The 18643-nt window shown below is 75.1% G+C and carries 21 protein-coding genes; 8 read left to right on the top strand and 13 right to left on the bottom strand.

Going from position 1 to position 18643, the window contains the following annotated elements; genetic code table 11:
• The first annotated feature begins 1 nt into the window (after position 1).
• From ACGF0J_RS25820 to ACGF0J_RS25810, 3 genes are all read left to right on the top strand, one after another.
• Positions 2-607 carry a DJ-1/PfpI family protein gene (locus tag ACGF0J_RS25820; RefSeq protein ID WP_393149568.1) on the top strand — a complete coding sequence of 202 codons (606 nt, stop codon included), beginning with the start codon at positions 2-4 and terminating at the stop codon, positions 605-607.
• Between the two features lie 141 nt (positions 608-748).
• A complete protein-coding gene (locus ACGF0J_RS25815) occupies positions 749-1018 on the top strand; it encodes a DUF1876 domain-containing protein (protein WP_393149567.1) in 270 nt (89 codons plus the stop codon).
• Between the two features lie 37 nt (positions 1019-1055).
• Positions 1056-1547 carry a GNAT family N-acetyltransferase gene (locus tag ACGF0J_RS25810; RefSeq protein WP_393149566.1) on the top strand — a complete coding sequence of 164 codons (492 nt, stop codon included), beginning with the start codon at positions 1056-1058 and terminating at the stop codon, positions 1545-1547.
• An 87-nt stretch (positions 1548-1634) separates the two neighbouring features.
• Here the strand turns inward: ACGF0J_RS25810 and ACGF0J_RS25805 are convergent, their stop codons facing one another.
• Together ACGF0J_RS25805 and ACGF0J_RS25800 are read right to left on the bottom strand one after the other, a co-directional pair.
• Positions 1635-1952 (bottom strand): hypothetical protein, encoded by a 318-nt coding sequence (locus tag ACGF0J_RS25805; RefSeq protein ID WP_393149565.1) that lies wholly within the window; start codon positions 1950-1952, stop codon positions 1635-1637.
• Positions 1953-2003: 51 nt separating this feature from the next.
• Positions 2004-2978 carry a helix-turn-helix transcriptional regulator gene (locus ACGF0J_RS25800; protein ID WP_393149564.1) on the bottom strand — a complete coding sequence of 325 codons (975 nt, stop codon included), beginning with the start codon at positions 2976-2978 and terminating at the stop codon, positions 2004-2006.
• 52 nt (positions 2979-3030) lie between these two features.
• Here ACGF0J_RS25800 and ACGF0J_RS25795 point away from each other — a divergent pair, with 52 nt between their 5' ends.
• Entirely contained in the window at positions 3031-4158 is a 1128-nt protein-coding gene (locus ACGF0J_RS25795; RefSeq protein ID WP_393149563.1) for an epoxide hydrolase family protein, read from the top strand.
• A gap of 28 nt (positions 4159-4186) precedes the next feature.
• Here ACGF0J_RS25795 and ACGF0J_RS25790 read toward each other — a convergent pair whose 3' ends face one another.
• Positions 4187-4414, bottom strand: coding sequence for a CDGSH iron-sulfur domain-containing protein (locus ACGF0J_RS25790; protein ID WP_393149562.1), 228 nt, complete (start codon positions 4412-4414; stop codon positions 4187-4189).
• Positions 4415-4570: 156 nt separating this feature from the next.
• Between ACGF0J_RS25790 and ACGF0J_RS25785 the strand changes: the two genes are divergently transcribed.
• The 3 genes from ACGF0J_RS25785 to ACGF0J_RS25775 all read left to right on the top strand — a co-directional run bounded on the left by ACGF0J_RS25785 (position 4571) and on the right by ACGF0J_RS25775 (position 7625).
• Positions 4571-4732, top strand: a complete 162-nt coding sequence (locus ACGF0J_RS25785) for a hypothetical protein (protein ID WP_393149561.1) — start codon at positions 4571-4573, stop codon at positions 4730-4732.
• A 55-nt stretch (positions 4733-4787) separates the two neighbouring features.
• Positions 4788-5561, top strand: coding sequence for a hypothetical protein (locus tag ACGF0J_RS25780; RefSeq protein WP_393149560.1), 774 nt, complete (start codon positions 4788-4790; stop codon positions 5559-5561).
• Positions 5562-5702: 141 nt separating this feature from the next.
• Entirely contained in the window at positions 5703-7625 is a 1923-nt protein-coding gene (locus ACGF0J_RS25775; RefSeq protein WP_393149559.1) for a Xaa-Pro dipeptidyl-peptidase, read from the top strand.
• A 55-nt stretch (positions 7626-7680) separates the two neighbouring features.
• Here the strand turns inward: ACGF0J_RS25775 and ACGF0J_RS25770 are convergent, their stop codons facing one another.
• From ACGF0J_RS25770 to ACGF0J_RS25725, 10 genes are read right to left on the bottom strand one after another with little or no spacing between them, the layout of a single operon-like run.
• Entirely contained in the window at positions 7681-10245 is a 2565-nt protein-coding gene (locus ACGF0J_RS25770) for a hypothetical protein (protein WP_393149558.1), read from the bottom strand.
• Positions 10246-10294: 49 nt separating this feature from the next.
• The gene (hemB, locus tag ACGF0J_RS25765) at positions 10295-11272 is read right to left on the bottom strand and encodes a porphobilinogen synthase (RefSeq protein WP_393149557.1); all 978 of its coding nucleotides are present in this window, start codon (positions 11270-11272) and stop codon (positions 10295-10297) included.
• A gap of 2 nt (positions 11273-11274) precedes the next feature.
• Entirely contained in the window at positions 11275-12075 is an 801-nt protein-coding gene (locus ACGF0J_RS25760; RefSeq protein WP_393149556.1) for an aspartate/glutamate racemase family protein, read from the bottom strand.
• A gap of 1 nt (position 12076) precedes the next feature.
• Positions 12077-13252, bottom strand: a complete 1176-nt coding sequence (locus ACGF0J_RS25755; protein ID WP_393149555.1) for an FAD-dependent oxidoreductase — start codon at positions 13250-13252, stop codon at positions 12077-12079.
• On the bottom strand, positions 13249-13977 hold the full coding sequence (locus ACGF0J_RS25750; RefSeq protein ID WP_393149554.1) for a hypothetical protein: 729 nt from the start codon (positions 13975-13977) through the stop codon (positions 13249-13251). The genes ACGF0J_RS25755 and ACGF0J_RS25750 overlap by 4 nt, the downstream gene beginning before the upstream one ends.
• Positions 13974-14564 carry a hypothetical protein gene (locus tag ACGF0J_RS25745; protein ID WP_393149553.1) on the bottom strand — a complete coding sequence of 197 codons (591 nt, stop codon included), beginning with the start codon at positions 14562-14564 and terminating at the stop codon, positions 13974-13976. Before ACGF0J_RS25745 ends, ACGF0J_RS25750 begins: the two co-directional genes overlap by 4 nt.
• A complete protein-coding gene (locus tag ACGF0J_RS25740; protein ID WP_393149552.1) occupies positions 14549-14830 on the bottom strand; it encodes a hypothetical protein in 282 nt (93 codons plus the stop codon). The genes ACGF0J_RS25745 and ACGF0J_RS25740 overlap by 16 nt, the downstream gene beginning before the upstream one ends.
• 25 nt (positions 14831-14855) lie before the next feature.
• Complete coding sequence (locus tag ACGF0J_RS25735) at positions 14856-15113, bottom strand: hypothetical protein (protein ID WP_393149551.1); 258 nt, start codon at positions 15111-15113, stop codon at positions 14856-14858.
• A gap of 8 nt (positions 15114-15121) precedes the next feature.
• Positions 15122-16711 carry an MFS transporter gene (locus tag ACGF0J_RS25730; protein WP_393149550.1) on the bottom strand — a complete coding sequence of 530 codons (1590 nt, stop codon included), beginning with the start codon at positions 16709-16711 and terminating at the stop codon, positions 15122-15124.
• Positions 16708-17466: a hypothetical protein gene (locus ACGF0J_RS25725; RefSeq protein ID WP_393149549.1), complete on the bottom strand. Its 759-nt coding sequence runs from the start codon at positions 17464-17466 to the stop codon at positions 16708-16710. The genes ACGF0J_RS25730 and ACGF0J_RS25725 overlap by 4 nt, the downstream gene beginning before the upstream one ends.
• A gap of 226 nt (positions 17467-17692) precedes the next feature.
• Between ACGF0J_RS25725 and ACGF0J_RS25720 the strand changes: the two genes are divergently transcribed.
• Positions 17693-18643 (top strand): Scr1 family TA system antitoxin-like transcriptional regulator (locus tag ACGF0J_RS25720; RefSeq protein WP_393149548.1); only part of this gene is annotated, 951 nt, incomplete at its 3' end.

Below are 18643 nucleotides of genomic sequence, written 5' to 3'. Positions count from 1 at the left end.
CATGCACGTCGCGATTCCCCTCTACCCCGACTTCACCGCGCTCGACGCCGTCGGGCCGTACACGGTCCTCGCCTTCGCGCCCGGCGTCACCGTGACGTTCGTCGCCGGCGAGGCCGGACCGGTCACCGACGACCAGGGCACGCTCACCCTGACGGCCACCGCCCGCTACGGCGACGTGCCCCGGCCGGACGTGGTCGTGGTGCCGGGCGGGCCCGGCACGTTCGCCGCCCTCGAGGACGAGGCGCTGGTCGGCTGGATCAGGTCGGCCCACGAGCACGTCCGGTGGACCACCTCGGTGTGCAGCGGCTCGCTGCTGCTGGGAGCGGCCGGCCTGCTCGGCGGCCTGAAGGCCACGACCCACTGGGCGATCCTCGACCACCTGTCCCGCTACGGGGCCGAGCCGGTCACCGAGCGGGTGGTGACGCAGGGCCGGATCGTGACGGCCGCGGGCGTGTCGGCCGGCATCGACATGGCCCTCGCCCTGCTCGCCGCGGCGAGCGACGAGGAGACGGCGCGGGCCGTGCAGCTCGCCATCGAGTACGACCCGCGACCCCCCTTCCCCATGGACCGGTCGCTGGCCGAACGGGCCATCAGCCTCCTCGTCTGACGGCCCGCCACCGGACCGAGCTGGTCACGCCCGGCTGAGCCGACCCGGCGCGGTCCGGCCGTGGCCGAGCGCGCTCGGTACCGGGGAGGTGCCGGGCGGCTCACGGCGGGTAGGGGGAACCGAAAGCGAGGAGGTGGAGTCGTGAAGGACAAGCACTGGGACGTGCAGATCGACATCACCGAGGACGACGACGTCACCACGGCGCAGGCCGTCCTGACCATGCCGGAGCAGTCGCGGCTCACGGGGCACGGCGAGGCGCACCGCAACCCGGTCGACCCGCCGGCGGCGGCGATCGGCGACGAGCTGGCCGCCGCGCGGGCCCTGGAGGACCTGACCCAGCAGTTGCTCAGCGTGGCCGACCAGGACGTCGTGCGCAACGCCCGGTCCCGGATCCCGATGCCGCCGGGCTGAGGGGGGCGGACCCGCCGGTGCCCGTACGCTGGAAGGCGTGATCCGACCAGCTACTCCCGCCGACGTGCCCGCCATCCTGCAGCTCATCCGCGACCTGGCCACCTACGAGAAGGCCGCGCACGAGGTGCGCACCGACGAGGAGCAACTGCGTGCCGCGCTGTTCGGCCCCGATCCGGCCGTCTTCGCCCACGTCGCCGTGGACGGGGACGGGGACGGGGCCGAGGTGGTGGGCTTCGCGCTGTGGTTCCTCAACTTCTCCACCTGGCGCGGCACGCACGGCATCTACCTGGAGGACCTGTACGTCCGGCCGGACCGGCGCGGCGGCGGCCACGGGCGGGCGCTGCTCGCCGCGCTGGCCGGCATCTGCGTCGAGCGCGGCTATCAGCGGCTCGAATGGTCGGTGCTGGACTGGAACGAGCCCGCCATCGACTTCTACCGGGCGGCCGGGGCGGTGCCGATGGCGGAGTGGACGGTGTTCAGGCTGACCGACGGGGCGCTGCTGCGGATGGCGGAGCGCGCCGGCCGCTAGGGTCGCCCGCGGTTCGCCCGGACACAATTCGCCCGGACACGGTTCGCCGCGGACCGCCTCGGGCCCGCGGCGAACCGTGCACGTGCGCTACACGCCGGTGTGCGAGCGCTGCGTCATCCCGCTCGACGTGCGGTCGAACATCTCCGACTCCGTGCGCCCGGACTCCATCTCGCGCATCCCCTCGGGCTCCGCCTGCATCTCCTCCAGGCGCAGCGCGACACCCAGGGCGTAGAACGTGGGCGCCCACTCGCCGATGAAGATGCCCCAGCGGTCCGCCCGGTCCAGGCCGGAGCGCTCCGCGGTGTTCGACATGACCCACGAGGCGAAGGCCAGGCCGATCGAGGCTGTTCCGGCCATGTACGCGTGATGGGACCTGATGCCCATCTTGTGCAGCATTTTGATCATGATTCCCCCCTTGCTGGAGAGGGGCTACCCCCCGGGCGCTGAGCGATAACCCTAGGTTGTCCCGCTTTGCCCGGTCTTGGAGATCGCGCCGGACGGGACCGCGCACCGGGACGCCAGCACGGCCAGCACCTCCAGCAGCTCCGGCGGGCCGTCCACCGAGAAGTCGGCGTCGAGCATGAGGATGTGCAGCGCCAGCCGCAGCGGTGTGTCGCCGCCCGCGTGCACCACGCAGGTACGCTCGTCGACGCTCTCCACCAGCACCGAGTCGGGCACCATGGCCAGCACCGCCGACGCGGGCGCGGACACCGTCACCCTCGCCCGGTAGCGCGACAGCGCGGTGTCCACCCCGCGCGGCACCACCTCCGGCGGCGGCTCGGCCCGGGGGACGAACCGTGGCCCGTGCGGGGTCCGCGGCGTGAGCCGGTCCACCCGGAAGGTCCGCCAGTCCCGCCGCGCCACGTCCCAGGCGATCAGATACCACCGCCGCCCGGTGTGCACCAGCCGGTACGGCTCCACGTCGCGGACCTGCTCGGAGCCGTCGTGGGTGCGGTAGCCGAAACGCAACCGGTGCCGGTCGCGGCAGGCCGCCGCGACGGTCGCGAGAGTGTCCGCCGCCACCGTGGGGCCCTCGCGGGCCAGTGACACGGTGTGGTCGTGCACGGCGTTGACCCGGTGCCGCAACCGCGACGGCAGCACCTGCTCCAGCTTCGCCAGCGCGCGCAGCGCGCTCTCCCGGATGCCCTCGACGCCGCCCCCGCCGGCCGTGCGCAGGGCGACGGCCACCGACACGGCCTCCTCGTCGTCGAGCAGCAGCGGCGGCAGCTTGGCGCCCGCCCCCAGCCGGTAGCCGCCCGCCACTCCCGGCAGGGCGTGTACGGGATAGCCGAGGCCGCGCAACTTGTCGATGTCGTAGCGGATCGTGCGCGGGCTCACCTGGAGCCGGGCGGCCAACTCCGCGCCGGTCCAGGAGGGGCGGGTCTGGAGCAGGGACAGCAGCTTGAGCAGCCGGGCCGAGGTTTCCAGCATGCCCGCATTATCGCGGCAAGTCGTTTGCCACGTTGGGTGAGACGGTTTCCTCATGAGCGAAGAGATCCGCCCCTTCACCGTCGACATCCCCCAGGCCGACCTCGACGACCTGCGCGAGCGCCTGGCCCGTACCCGCGTGCCGCGCCAGCTTCCCGGCGCCGGCTGGGAGCGCGGCGTCCCGGCCGGGCACCTGGCCGAGCTGATCGAGTACTGGGCCACCGTGTACGACTGGAGAATCCACGAGGCCGAGTTGAACGCCCATCCGCAGTTCGTCACCACGATCGACGGTCAGGACATCCACTTCCTGCACGTCCGCTCGCCCGAGCCGGACGCCACCCCGCTGGTGCTCACCCACGGCTGGCCCGGCTCGGTGGTCGAGTTCCTCGACGTCATCGGCCCCTTGTCGGACCCGCGGGCGCACGGCGGCGACCCGGCCGACGCCTTCCACCTGGTCATCCCGTCGCTGCCCGGCTTCGGGTTCTCGGCGCCGCTCGCCGAGGGCGGCTGGACGCTCAAGCGGATCGCCCGCGCCTGGGCCGAGCTGATGGCACGCCTCGGGTACGAGCGCTACGGCGCCCAGGGCGGCGACTGGGGCTCCGGCGTCTCACGGGAGCTGGGCCTCATCGACGCCGCGCACGTGATCGGCGTGCACGTGAACTACCTGCTCACCTTCCCCTCCGGGCAGCCAGAGGAGCTGGACGGGCTCGGCGACGCCGACCTGAAACGGCTGGAGGCGCTGGAGAGGTTCCGGGGCGAGTTGGGCGGCTACCTGGCGATCCAGACCACCCGGCCGCAGACGCTCGCGTTCGGCCTGGCCGACTCACCCGCCGGACAGCTCGCGTGGATCGCGGAGAAGTTCCAGGAGTGGACCGAGGACGGCGTGGACCGCGACCGGATGCTGACCGACGTCTCGCTCTACTGGCTGACGAACACCGCCGACTCGGCGGCCCAGATCTACTGGGAGTTCGCTCGCGCCTGGAGCATGCCGGAGCGGTCGCCGACCCCTACGGGGGTGGCCGTCTTCCCGTACGACATCGCCCCGCCGGTGCGCGCGCTGGCCGAGCGGACGGACCGGATCACGCACTGGACGGAGTTCGGGCGCGGCGGCCACTTCGCGGCGATGGAGCAGCCGGAGGCGCTCGTCGGCGACGTTCGGACGTTCTTCCGCTCCCTGCGCTGACCCGGCCGCCTGGCAGAGAAACGCCAAGTCAGGGGGCGGGGTCGGGGGTGCTCGTGGCCCGGAAGCCGCCGGCCCGGTGCGAGCCGTCGCAGAACGGCTTGGCCGACGACAGGCCGCACCGGCACAGGGCGACCGGGGATCTGCCCGGGTCGATCGGCGTGCCGTCCTGGGCCACGAGCCGGAACGGCCCCCTCAGGAGCAGCGGCCCGTCCTCGCAGGGCGTCACCGTCACCGCGTCGTCGCCATCGGTGTGCACGGCTGCCTCCTGCCCGGGTCGCCGGACGGGAAACTCGCCGACCGTGGCCTTCACAGGTGTTGCGAGATCGTTCAGTGGTCTGATCGTGACCGGCGCGCGACCAACCTCCGGTGGTGCCGCCGTAACGTCCTCACGGTGCCCGATATGGACGCGAATGTGAGCATCGATTCCGCCGCCTTGCCGCAGCCCGAGCCGGCCCCGTTGCCACAGCGTGAGGAAGCCGAGCGTTGCGCCAGCGTCGAGTCCGGGCGACGCTGCGTCCTGCCGCCCGCCCACCCCGGCGCGCACGTCTACCCACCGGCCGGAACCGCGCTCTGACCGTCCGGGCGGGAACCTCCCCCCGCCGGCAGGTGTACCTCCACCGGAGGTGCGCATGAAGAGAATCACGATCGTTCTGCTGGCCCTGGCCCTGCACCTGGGGGTCGTCGGGCCTCTTCCGGCCGGCGCGGCCGGCAACTGGGCGGTGACCTATCTCGATCCGGCGCCGGAGCGGTTCGCGCCGGGCACGCCGTACACGGTGGGCTACTGGGTGCTCCAGCACGGCACCCATCCCTACGAGGGCGACGACCTCGGGCGGACCGGGCTGCGGCTCGTCGGGAGCGGCGGCCGGGTGCTGGAGTTCCACGGAACGGCGCTGCCCGAGGCCGGCCACTACGCCACCGCCGTGGCCGTGCCCGCGGGCGAGTGGCGGGTGCAGGGCGTGCAGGGGCGGTTCGAGCCGCACGAGGTGGGGACGCTGCGCGTGCCGGGCGGGCTGACCGTCCATCCGCTGGAGAAGGGGCTCGTCGAGGCGATCCGGTCCGGTGGGCACCGCTCCTGGGGGGTCGTCCGGCCACCGGGCTTCCCGGCCGGGGTGGCCGGTGCCGCCTCGCCGTCCGTCTCCGGCGCGGGCGTGGCCGACGCCGCCCCCGAACCGGTGGGGGAGCCGGTCACGACCTCGGCGGGCGCGCCGGTCACGGCCCCGGCGGGCGCGCCCGTCCGGCCTCGCGAGACCGGCTTCCCGGCTTACGGGCTGGTGCTCGCCGCGGCGGGCGGGGCGCTGCTCGCGCTGGCCGCCCTGCGGCTCACCGGCCGCCTGCCGGGCCGGCGGGCCGAGGAGGACCGGCCGGTGGACGGGAGGACGGAGACGCTGTCCTCGCACGGGTGAGCGCCGGGCCCGGGGAGGCTCCTCTCTCCGGGCGCCGGGCCGGACACGTCTCCGTACGCGGCCGGACAGGATCTTGTCAGGGCGGCGGGCGTCTGAGAGATTGCGCGGGGTACTCACGACCATTCGTCACGGAGGTCACGCGTGTCACAATTACGCCCCGCCCTCGTCGCCGTCGCCCTCACCCTGACGATCGCGACTCCGGCACAGGCGGCGACGGGTCCCGCCGTCACCGTCGAGAACGGCCGCACCCAGCCCGTCTTCTCCTACGCGGACGCCGTCCGCGAGCACGTGTATGTCGAGTCGAGCGTCGACAGCGACGCCGACGGCCGGTTGGACCGGGTGCGCGTCGACGTCATCAGGCCGAAGGAGTCCGGTCCCGGGCTCAAGGTCCCGGTCATCATCGACGAGAGCCCGTACTACGACAATTCCGGACGTGGTAACGAGGGCGAGCGGAAGGTGTACGACGCCGCCGGAAATGTCACGAGATTCCCCCTCTTCTATGACAACTACTTCGTGCCGCGCGGCTACGCCGTCCTCAACGTCGACATGCTCGGCACCACCAAGTCCGACGGCTGCCCCGACATCGGCGGCAAAGCCGACGTGCTCGGCGGCAAGGCCGTCATCGACTGGCTGAACGGCCGCGCCAGGGCCTTCCGCGCCGACGGCAGCCCGGCCGTCGCCGACTGGACCACCGGCAAGGCCGCGATGATCGGCAAGTCGTACGACGGCACCCTCGCCAACGCCGTGGCCGCCACCGGCGTCGAGGGCCTGGAGACGATCGTGCCCATCGCGGCGATCAGCTCCTGGTACAAGTACCAGCGCTCCAACGGCGTGATCTACAACTACGACTACGCCTCCTGGCTGGCGAACTACATCGACACCGATCCCGAGGCCAAGTGCCAGGCCGTCCGCGACAGGATGGACGCCGAGGACGGCGACGACACCGGCGACCACAACCCGTTCTGGGCCGAGCGCGACTACATCTCCGGCCTGCTCGGCGACGCCTCGAAGGTGCGGGCCAGCGTGTTCGTCGTGCACACCGGCAACGACCTGAACGTCAAGCCCGACAACTTCTCCACCTGGTGGCAGGCGCTGGCCAAGCGGAACGTCCCGCGCAAGATCTGGCTCGGCCAGTACCACCACGTGGACCCGTTCGACTTCGAGGGCCGCAGGGGCGTGTGGGTGGACACCCTGCACCGCTGGTTCGACCACTGGCTGCATGGCGTCCGCAACGGCATCATGACCGAACCCCGTGCCGACGTGCAGGTCGGGCCGACGCAGTGGATCCGGCAGCGAGACTGGCCGGCGCCGTTCGCGGCCAAGGTGGCGCTGCGCCCCGCCGCCGACGGCTCTCTCGGGCTCAAGCGGGCCGCCAAGGGCGCGACCGCGACGTTCGCGGACGTGCCCATGGAGGAAGAGGACATGATCGCCGACGTCGGCACGGCCAAACCGGGCCGCGTGGCGTTCACGACCGGCCCGCTGCCGCTCAGCCTGCGCCTGTCCGGCACGCCCACGGCCGACCTGCGGGTCAAGCTCGACAAGCCCACCGCCAACCTGACCGCCCTGCTCGTCGACTTCGGCACGGCCACCCGCCTCGACTGGCGGCGCGGCCAGGGCATCACCACGCTGGCCGAGGAGGACTGCCACGGCGAGAGCACCGCGGCCGACGACGCCTGCTACAAGAAGGTCGTCACCAACGTCGCCGAGCGTCCCGCCGAGATCGTCGCCCGCGGCTGGATCGACGTGCAGAACCGCTCCTCGCTGAGCCGGCCGTCGCCGCTGCCCGTCGGCACGTACGGCACCGTCCGGTGGCAGACGCTGCCGCACGACTACACCTTCGCCAAGGGGCACCGGCTGGCGCTCGTGATCGCGGGCACCGACGCCGACCACAGCTCCGAGCGGGGCACGGGCGCGAACGTGACCCTCGACCTGTCGGCCAGCGAGGTGTCCGTGCCGTTCGCGCTGGGCACCCCGCTCGCGGACGTGCCGAAGGACCGGACGACGTTCCGCGGGCCGGCGCGGTTCGAGCTGCCGGAGCCGGAACGGGAGTTCAGCTTCTTCTAGAGAACCGCCGGGATCCCGCCGGCCGGGCCGGCCGGCGGGATCCCGGGCCGGCGCGTCAGTACCGGCCGCAGTTCGTCCAGGTGCCGCCGCCCTCCTCGCTGAGCATGTACGTGCCCGGGTCCCGGGCGATCGTCCACGTCACCCGCAGCCTGAGCGTCCCGCCGCCGGTGGCGGTGCCCGCCGTGGTCCGGCCGTCACCCCGCGCCACGCCGGTCCAGCGGACCAGGATCGTGCCGGTACGCCTGACTGCGGGCCCGGCGCAGCCGGGCCGCGCGGCGGGCGCCTTCACCCGGAACACCCGGCCCGACACCACGATGCCGGACGAGCCGCGCACCGACGTGATCCGGCACGTCCCGCCCCTGCAGGCCAGCGCGAACGTGCCGGTACGGCGTGCGCCGAGCCGGATCGTGCCGGACGCTAGGGACGCCACCGGAGGCCGGGGGCGGGGCAGCGCCTGCCGAGTGGGCCGGGGCTTGCGGTCCTGCCCGGTCTCGTTCCTGGCCATGGCACCGGGCTCGGCGCCCTTCCGGGTGGCCGGGCTCATGGTCCCCGCCACCGCCGGGCGTTCGGTGGCCTTGCCGGTGGGCGTCGGGGAGGGAGCCGGGGTGTCCGTGGCGGAGGCCGTCTCGGCGGCCGTCTCGGAGGCCGTCTCGGCGGGCGGGGGCACCGCCACCGCGGGGCCGGGCGACGGGCGGTCCTGCGGGGCGGGGGTCGCCGCCGGACCCGGGGCCGAGACCTCGTTCACCACGGGCATGCGCTGTCGGGCGTTGAGCCCTGACCAGGCCAGGCCCGCCACCAGGATCCCGACCCCGACCAGCAGGCCGACCCGGGCCACGGTGCGGACCGTGATGGCGGTGTCGGGGTCCGTGTCGTCGGGGCGGTCGCGCCAGAACTCGTCGCCGCCGCTCGGGCCCACGATCTGGCCGAACTCGGCCCGTCGCGGGGCGGGGAACGGGACGCTCCCGGCCGCAGGGAGATCCGGCGGCGGCTCCGCCGTACGCGTCCCCAGCGCCCAGGCCGGGCGGTCGTCCGGCCGCGGCACGGCCCGCCCGGCCTGGGCGGGCGGGCCGGAGCCGTCCCGCTCGCGCGGAGCCGGCGACACGCCTCCGGGCCGGGGCCGGGGGACCAGCGCCGAGGGCGGCGTGACGGCCCGCTCAGGAGGGGCCGCCGGTTCGGAAAGGGCGGCCCGTTCGGGAGGAGGGGCGGCCCGCTCGGGAGGGGCCGCCGGTTCGGGACGGGCGGCCCGCTCGGGGGGAGGGGCGACGGCGAGTTCGTCACCCGGGATCGGGGCGCTGAGGATCAGGCGGCCCCGGCGCGGGATGCCGGCGACGTGGCGGTCCGTGGGAAGCATGGTGGGGAGCCGGCGGCCGGCCGGGGGCGGGGGCTCCGTCGTGCGGCGCTGAGCGGGAACGGCCAGGGGCGGAGAGTCCGCCGTGCGGCGCGGCGCGGGAACGGGCGCGCCGCCCGCCCCGCCGGTCCATGGTGGGCCATCGTCCGGGTGCTCCCAAGGCGGGCCACCTTCGGCCCGGCGTGAGGGGGGCCGCTCCTGACCGGCCGGGCCGCTCCTGCTCCGGTCACGGGCGGACGCCGCTGGAAGGTTCCGGTACGGCACGCCTCCGCGGTTGCGGCGGACGATGGCCCACTCTGGAGACCGGTCCGCGGACCGGTCGTCACCCGACACCGCGCCGGCGCCCTCGCCCGCGGCCGGACCCTGGTCGGGCGGGCCCGGCCGGGCGTGTCTGCTGGCCAGGCGGGGCGCGGCCGGTTCAGGTGTGTGCTCCGGGCCGGCGGCGGCCGCGCCCGCCGCCGGCCCGGAGCTTTCCCAGGTCCCCGTCGTGGGGCCGGGGACCGGAGAGATCGGCGGGGGAACGGGTTCCGCGAGCCCGTGGGCCTGCACGGGGAACCCGTCCGCCCGCCACAGCCCGTCGTCGCCCGGGAGAGGCAGCGCCCATGCGAGCTGCTCGTGCAGCGTGCCGGGCGCGGGCGAGATGGGCATCTGCCGCAGAAGCGTGTCCGCCACCATGGTGCGCGGTGCACGCCGGCAGGCGTCACAGTGGGCGATGTGGCGGCTGATCCGCGCGCGGGTCCGCCTGCCCGGGGTCGAGGTCCAGTCCGTCACGCGCGACTCCAGCGCCGGGCACCCGTGGCGGGTCCTGGCGGCGATGACGGCCGCGAACCACTCCTCCAGTCCGTCGGCCGCCTCCAGCACGACCAGCTCCACCTCGTCCGGCGACACGTCGAAGATCGCCGCGATCTCGCCGTGCGTCAGCCCGTGCCGCACCGACAGGTCGAGCAGCTCGCGGTGCGGCGCGTCCAGGGCGCGCAGCGCCTCGGGCAGCAGGTCCGACATCCGGCCGGGCCGCGACCAGGAGCCGACGCTGGTGGGGGCGGACAGGTAGCTGCGGTGCGCGCGGGCCAGCGCGTACAGCCAGGGCCGCAGCAGGGAGCGCTGGTCGACTCGGTCGGCTCGGGCGTGCGCCGACAGCAGGGCCCCCGCCACGGCCAGCTCGGCGTCGCTCGACGACAGCTCCGTCCGGCAGTAGTCGTAGAGATGGGGACCGTAGCCGTCGCACAGCTCGCGGATGGCCTCGCGAGCGTCCTCCGACAGCGTGCGCCACATCCGAGTCGCCTCTCCTCCCGTGGTTCCGGCGCGTCCTGGGGCGCGATGATCAGCGGAGCAGTTGCTCGGCGACCTCCGTCGCCCAGTACGTCACGACGCTCCCCGCCCCTGCCCGGCGGATCGCGGTGAGGCTCTCGACGATGGCGCGCTCGCGCGTCAGCCAGCCGTTCGCCGCCGCCGCCTCGATCGCCGCGTACTCGCCCGACACCTGGTACGCCGCCACCGGCACGTTGACGGCGTCGGCGACCCGGCGCACCACGTCCAGGTACAGGCCGGCCGGTTTGACCATCACCATGTCGGCCCCCTCCGCCACGTCGAGCAGCACCTCGCGCAGCGACTCGCGCAGGTTCGCGGGGTCCTGCTGGTGGGTGGAGCGGGTGCCGACCAGCCGTGACTCGACCGCGTCGCGGAACGGGCCGTAGAAGGCGGAGTCGTACTTGGCGGCGTAGGCGAGGATCGGCACCCGCTCGTGCCCGGCGGCGTCGAGGGCGCTGCGGATGGCGCCGACCTGGCCGTCCATCATCCCGCTCGGCGCGACCACGTGGGCGCCGGCGGCGGCCTGCGCCTCGGCGACCCTGGCGTAGGCGCGCAGGGTCGCGTCGTTGTCGACGTCGCCGTCCGGGCCGAGGATGCCGACGTGACCGTGCCGGGTGTACTCGTCGAGGTTGATGTCGCCGATCACCACGGTGGCGTCGCCCACCTCGGCGGCGACGTCGGCGATGGCGAGCTGGGTGATGCCGTCGGGGTCCCACGCGCCACGCCCGTCGGCGTCCTTGGCCTCCGGGATGCCGAAGAGCAGCAGCCCGCCGACGCCGGCCCGCACGGCCGCGGCGGCGGCCTTGCGCACGCTGTCGCGCGTGTGCTGGACCTGGCCGGGCATGCAGGCGATCGGGCGCGGCTCGTCGATGCCCTCGCGGACGAACAGCGGCTGGATCAGGTCGGCGGGGTGCAGGCGGGTCTCAGCGACCAGGCCGCGCAGGGCGGAGGTGCGCCGCAGGCGGCGGGGACGTTCTGCGGGATAACTCACGGCTAGCCTCCGATGACCTTGCCGAGCAGGACGCGCTCGGCGTGTTCGACGGCGGCGGCGGGGGGACGCCGCAGCCAGTAACCGGCCGTGCTGCGCGCCGTGATGCGCAGGGCGCGCAGCTCGCACAGGTGCTCGGCCGTCTTGATCGCCAGCCCGCCGGGGTCGATCACCGGCAGGCCGTGCAGATCGTGGACGCGCAGGTGGACGAGGATGACGTTCGGGATGCCCTCGGCGGGCACCAGCCACTGCGCCCCCGCCTCGGCGGCGCGCGACGCGGCCCGCGTGTAGGCGTCGAGGAACGGCTCGAAGTCGCCGTCCAGCGCCCGCTCGACGACTGCCCGGCCGTCCTCGACGACCTGGTAGGAGGCCAGGTCGGCACCGGCGGCGCGGATGTTGTCGGTGATCGGCTCCCTGAGGTGGCCGATGAAGCCGAGCACGCCCAGGCGGTGCCGCTCCATCCGGGCGGCCTGCCAGACGGCGTCGCCGTACCCGACGACGGGGATCGACACGCGGGCGCGGGCCGCCGCCAGGCCGGGGTCCTGGCCGGCGCCGCTGATCCAGGCGGCGCAGCCGTCTCGCTCGGCCTGTACGGCCGTCCGTGCGAAGTAGTGGCCGAACAGCAGCCCGATCTCGCCGTAGCCGACCAGGTGCTCGGGCAGGGCGGTGCCGTACGTCTCGGGCGGCAGGGTGTGGACCTCCACGGTCGTGCCGGGACCGGTGACCATGGCCAGGTGCTCGGCGTACATCTTGTCCAGAAGTGCCGAACGGCCCTCGACGGTGTGCTTCTGGAACCAGATCCGCATGTCAGCGATTCCTTACCGCTTGGGGGAGGGTGTCGAGCATGGACGCCTGCGCCAGGTAGACGCGGGTGGCACCGGGGTCGCCCGCGATGGCCCGCAGGCCCGCCATCGCCGCGGCCAGCCGGGAGGTGTCGCGGTCCTGCACGCCCGCCACGCGCGCCTCGCTGCGGGGGATGACCTGGTCGAGCAGGACGGCCCGCCGCCGCGCCGCCCAGGTGTCGAGCGCGCCCGGCCCGGCCTCGCCGGCCAGCACCCGGGCGAGGGCCCGGCCCAGCTCGACGGCGTCGTGGATGCCGGCGTTCATGTTCAGCCCGCCGGCGGTGGAGGTCAGGTGCGCGGCGTCGCCGGCGAACAGCACCCGGCCGCACCGGTAGGACGGCAGCACGCCGCGGGCCAGGCCGTACCGGTCGGCGCCGACCACGCGGACCGGGCGGCTGACACCGGGCAGCGCCCGCCGGACGAGGGCGGCGACGCTGGAGGTGGCCAGCGGGTTGCGGGCGTCGCAGGGGATGCGCACGATGATGCGCCAGTGGTCGGGCAGGGCGAGCAGGCTGCACGACTGGCCGACGTCGCGCACGTACGTGAGCGGCGCGAGCCGCGGCAGCAGCTCGTCCAGCGGTGAGTCGGTGAAGACCCGCAGCGCCTGCGTCGGGTAGGCGACGCGGTGGAACGGCAGGCCGAGCGAGCTGCGCACGGTGCTGTGCGCGCCGTCGGCGGCGACCACGTACCTGGCCCTGGCCCAGCTTCGGCCCATCCGGACGCGCACCCCGGTGCCGCCCTCGGCCAGGCCGTCCACCCGCGTGCCGAACCGCACGTCGGCCTCGGGGAAGGACTTCAGCGCCGCCAGCAGCAGCGGGGTGAGCGCCGACTGCTCGGCGTGCAGCCGGAACGGGTGCCGGGTCAGCCCGTCGAGACTGTCCATCCCCATCTCGGCCAGCACGAGCCCGGCCCGGTCCCGCCACTGGACGCGGTCCACCACCCGGCCGCGGGCGGTGAGCGGCCCGGCGACGCCCAGGTCGTCGAGCAGGTCGAGCGTGGCCGGGTGGAAGGTGGAGGCGCGCGACTGCGAGCCGAGCCCCTCCTCCCGCTCGAACACGGTGACCGGCACGCCGGCCCTGGCCAGCGTGAGCGCCGCCGTCAGCCCGACGGGCCCGGCGCCGACCACGATGACGCCCTTCATGTCCGCTGCCCCTGCGCCGCCGGCCGGTTCGGCACCCGGCCCAGCCCGATCGGCATGCCCGTCACCCGGGACAGCGCCCACCACGCGCTGCACAGGTTCGAGGTGAGCAGCACCCGGTCGTTGCCGGCGCCGATCGAGACGAGCGCGGGCAGCGTCAGCATGCCGGTGCCGCTGATCAGCACCACGGCGTCGTCCGGCAGGCCCGCCTGCTCGACCTGCTCGACCAGCTCGGCCTGGGTGACCTTGTAGGGGGCGAACCGGCCGCGGGCCCGCACCTCGACGACCCGCCCGACGTGCACGCCCGCCGCCTTCCAGAACCGCTCGGCCAGCTCCGTCAGCCACGGCTCGTACGGCGAGACGAGGACGATCTCCTCGGCTCCCAGGTGCTCGATGGCCTCCAGGGTGGCCAGCGTCGCCGTGGCGAACGGCACGCCGAACCGTCTGCTCAGCTCGTCGCAGGCGAGGCGGTCCTCGTCGGGGCCGAGCAGGTAGCGCGAGCCGCTGCATGCCGAGACGATCGCGTCCAGGCGCAGGCCGCCGAAGGAGCAGATCATCGCGGGCAGGGCCTCGTTGTAGGTCTCCAGCCGCTCGGCCAGCGTCAGGCCGGGCCGCACCGGGAAGCGGGTGACGTGCATGTCGGCGCGGGAGCCGAGCAGCCGGGCCAGCTCCGGCTCGGCGGCCGGGTTGGCCGGCGGCACGATCACGCCTGCCCTGCCGCGGCTCATGCGGTCCTCCCGTTCCGGTGCTGCGGCCGGGCGCGTCGTCCGCCGGACGGGGCGGCCTGCCCGTCGAGGGCGAACAGGGCGCGCACGGCGTCGGCGTAGCTCTCGCCGCGCGGGGAGCCGGCGTTGCTGGTGAGCCGCATGATGGGGGATGCCAGGAACTCGTCCACCACCCGCTGGACCGCCAGCCGCACCTCGTCGCGGGCCGCCTCGTCCAGGGCCGGCGCCCGGGAGGCGAGCCGGCCCAGCTCGGCGTCGGCGACGGCGTCCGCCCTGCGCCGCAGCGCGACCACGACCGTGCGCACCCCGGACGCCGCCGTCCGCAGCCGCGACGCCGCCCGCCAGGTCCCGGCGGGGACCGCCTGGACTCCCGGTCCGCCCTGCGGGCCCGGGGCCTGCCGGCGCGCCGTGAGGGTCGTCGTCGGGGTTCTCGGCGTCACCGTGCGGGGCGCGGGCCGGGAGACGCGGACCGTGACGATCCGCGGCGATCCGGTCACGCGGATCCGGGCCGGGGCGTCGTCGTCCAGGGCGCGGTCGTCCGGCAGGACCGGCGTGGGGGCGAGGGCGGCGGCCATCAGCAACCTGACCAAGCCGCTGCCCAGAAGGCCGCCTCCCGCCGGGCGCGGGCCTCGTCGTCTCCCGTGCCGGGGTGCCGGGCGCCGTCGTGCCCGACGCCGCCGTCACGGCTGCCGTCACGGCTGCCGTCACGGGTGCCGTCGCGTTCGGGGACGTCGAGCCGCACGCCGGCGCGTTCGGCGCCGAGCAGGTCCACCGCGGCCCCGATCACGGTGTCGGCGAACTCCCGCCGCTGCTCGGCGGCGACGTCGTCCGGGCAGTCGACCTTGATGGTGACCATGGTCTCCTCCTGCGGTGGGGGGTTGTCAGGACGCGTGCTCGAGCACCTGGTCGATCACGCTGATCGCCTGGTCGGACACCAGCCGGATGTGGTGCAGCCGGTGCACGGTCCGCTCGGGCGCCCGCTCCGCCGGGCGCTCGGCGGGCTGCGCCTCGGTGAGCTGGGGGGCGGCCGCGAGCCGGTCGCGGAGGGTGCCGGCCGGGGGAGCCGGCAGGGGCCGCTCGCCGCGCGAGGTGACCTGGTAGGGGTGCGGGTACGGCCTGCGGACATCGTCGGCGATCATGACAACTCCTAGTTCTTGACGGCCCTATGTGGGGCCAGGTCGCGCGTGCCGAAGCGGGCGAGCTCCTCTTCGGCCTCGTCGCGCACCTGGACGAAACTGGCGCGGAGCTCGGTGAGGAGCCGCCGCAGCATGATGTTCTCGGCCTCCACCTCGCGCCGGGACATGCGCGCGGCCCTGCGGCGCGGCCGCCCGGCGACCCGCATCAGCGCCACGGTGCCGAGCACCAGGGCGACGAGCAGACAGCCCACGAGCACCGAGGCGAACCCGGGCAGCGGCCCGTCGAGCACCGGCTGGTCGACCAGCGCCGAGGCCCCGGCCACGCCGAGCGCGCCGCCGAGCATGCGGGCGGTGTTGATCGCGCCGACGGCGGAGGCGTACTGGGTGGGGTGGGCGGCCATCGTGCCGACCGTGAAGGTGCCGGTGGACAGGGCGCCGAACCCGCCGCCGAGCAGCAGCGCGGCCAGCACGGTCCACCAGGTGGGGTAGGGGTGGGCGAGCATGAGGGCGCAGCCGCCGCCGAGCGCGAGCGCGCCGGCGTAGATGACGCCGTTGAGGCCGATGCGCCGCCCGGCGAGCATCGCCAGCGGGCTGGAGACGATCATCGCGATGGAGATCGGTGTCAGCCAGAGCCCGATGGTGACCGGGTCGAAGCCGGAGGTGCGCAGGTACAGCGGCCCCATGGTGAGCACGACGAACGACGCGGCGCCGTACAGCAGGGACGCGCCGCCCGCCCACAGGAAGCCGGGGCGCCGCCACAGCCGCATGTCGATCGCGCCGGCGGCGTGCCGCCACGACGTGGCGACGGCGCCCGCCAGCAGCAGTCCGGCGACGGCCGCGCAGGCCAGCGTCCGGCCGGAGGTCCAGCCCCAGGTGCCGCCGCGGGAGACCGCGAGCACGAGCGCCGTGATGGCGCCGATGAGCAGCACCGTGCCGAACACGTCGGGCACCCGCCGGGCGATGTCGCGGGAGCGGGGCAGCATCGGGGTGAGCATGAGCAGCGCGGCCGCCAGACCGGCGCTGGGCAGGAACAGCCCGCGCCAGCCGTACTCGGCCACCAGCAGGCCGCCGCCGGCCTGCAGGGTGAGCGCGCCGATCCCCGACGACGCGCTCCACAGCGCGACGGCCCCGGCCCGCTTGTTGGCGGGCAGCTCGCCCAGCAGCAGGCCGAGCGAGGCGGGGAACATCAGCGCCGCGCCGACGCCCTGCGCCAGCCGGCCGCCGAGCAGCAGCGGCCACGACGTGGTCGCGATGACGGCCGCGGCGCCGAGCCCGTACAGGGCGAGCCCGAAGGCGAGGACGGTGCGCCTGCCGAGCAGGTCGGCGAAGCGGCCGGCGGTGGCCAGCAGCGCGGCGACGGCGGCGAAGTTGACCGTGCTCACCCAGGTGACCTCGGTCATCGGCAGGGAGGCGGCGATGGGGTCGGCGCCGAGCACGGGGATGGCGAGCGTCGTCGCCGTGCTGTCCGCCATGATCGCTATGACGACGCCACAGGCGATCAGGCGGAGCACGGTGAAGCGTCCCCGGACCTGGGTCCGTGGCCGCGCCACGGGCCCCATGAACGGTCCGGCGACTCGCTCGCCGACGGGGGACAGCGTCATCGCGGCGTCTCCGCGAGGTCCCTGCGGGCGACGGTGACGGGGTCGGGGCGGGGGATCTCGGGGCGGTTGGGCACGCTGGCCGCGACCATGCGCTCGGTCAGGCCGGTGGAGCGGCCGGGGATTCGGGCGCAGGGCTGCGCCCGCCCGCCGAGCAGGGACATGACGACCTGCGCCGCCAGGGTCAGGTGTTCGGCGCAGCGGCGGCTGACCTTGGCCTCCAGCCCGGCGACCTGGGCCAGGCGCAGCCGCAGCGACTCCAGGGAGGCGGTGCGCTCCAGGCCGTCCAGTTCGGCGAGCCGGTCGGGCCAGCGCAGTTCGCGGCCCAGCCGGGCGCGGACCTCGGTGGCGATCTGGTCGTCGGGGCAGTTCTCCTGGCGCAGCCGCGTGCCGATGGCGAAGGCGGCGCGGGCGGTGCGCCCGTAGTCGGCGAGCCGGCCGGACAGCGCCGCGTCGAGCACGCGCACGCGGTGGACCAGCAGCTCGGCGCTCCAGCCGAGCACCATGAGGCGCTCGGGGCTGACCTCGGTGTGCCAGCCGGCCAGCCGCAGTTCGCGGGCCATCCGGTGGTAGTGCACCCAGCGGTCGCCGTTGCCGTCCACCCACACCTCCACGCCGCCGAGCGGCAGGTTGGCGACGTGGACGCGCTTGGTGTCGGGAACCACGCGGGCGCAGATGCGCTGGATCACCCGGTCCGGCGCCAGCACGGCCCTGGGCCGCCTGGCGAACCAGGAACCGTTCTGGGTTTCGACGGTCACCTCCGGCCACCTCCTCGCCGGCGACTCTCCAGAACCGTCCGGCTGTCAAGTCTCACTTTCCACGTGTCGCCCTGATAGTGACGTCGTGCCCGGAGGTGTGTCAACTGGTACTTTTCAAAGGGTATGGACAGCCGACGGGCGGACCGCCCGCCGGACCGGGCGCGACACACGCGCGCCCGGCCTCCCCTACGCTGGTGGCCCCGACGGGCGCGGCAGGAGGTGCGGGGTGGCGAACTTCGCCGAGCGACTGGACCTGGCGCTGCGGCGGCGCGGCTTCAGCGGCGCCCAGGTGGCCGCCGAGCTGACCGAGGCCGGCATCCCGATCACCCGGGCCTACGTCAGCCAGCTCCGCACCGGCAAGCAGACCAACCCGACGCTCCAGGTGCTGCGCGCCCTCGCCGCCTGCCTCCAGGTCAGCGTGGGCTGGCTGGTGGGGGAGGAGCGCCTGGAGTCGGGCGCCGCCGACGACCCGCCGCCGGGAGGTCTCGCCGGCCTGTCCGAGGGAGCGCGCGACGTGGTGCGCGGCGTGATCGAGCTGGCCCGCAGGGCCGAGGGCCTTGCCGAGCGGGCCACCCCCGAACCCGCCGGGGAGACCCTCGTGCCCGCCCCGGCCCTGGCCGCGCCCCAGCTCACCGCGCTCGGCGAGCGGCTGCGCGGCCTGCGGCTGGCCGCGGGGCTGTCGGCCGAACGGGCCGAGGCCGCCCTCGGGCGGGGCGCCGTCCGGATCGAGGCCGTCGAGGCGGGCCGCGCCGCCCCGCCGCCCGCCACCGTGGAGCGCCTGCTCGACCTGTACGGCGTGGCCGCGCTGCCGGTCCGCGAGCACGTGCTGTCGCTGGCCCGCGGCGAGCGGGAGCCCGCCTGGTGGGACGCCGGTTCGGTCCCCGTCTGGCTGGCCACCACCTACGCCCTGGAGCAGCGGGCCTCCGTCATCCGCACCTACCACCCGCAGGTGGTGCCGCCGCTGCTGCAGACGGAGGACTACGCGCGGGCCGCGATCACCGTGGCCGGCCTGGACACGCTCGGCCAGGACTCCCTCGACGCCGCCGTGGGGGGGGGGCGGGGGGGGCCCGGGGGGGGGGGGCCGGGCGCCCCCCCCCCCCCGGGCGCCGGGGGGGGGGGGGTAATCGGAGCTGGCGGGGTGGTTCTCGGGGAGGCCGCGCCCCGCGTGCACCGCCCC

The sequence above is a fragment of the Nonomuraea sp. NPDC047897 genome (assembly GCF_043204415.1).
Lineage (GTDB): Bacteria > Actinomycetota > Actinomycetes > Streptosporangiales > Streptosporangiaceae > Nonomuraea.
This window is presented reverse-complemented; position numbering and strand designations above follow the sequence as displayed.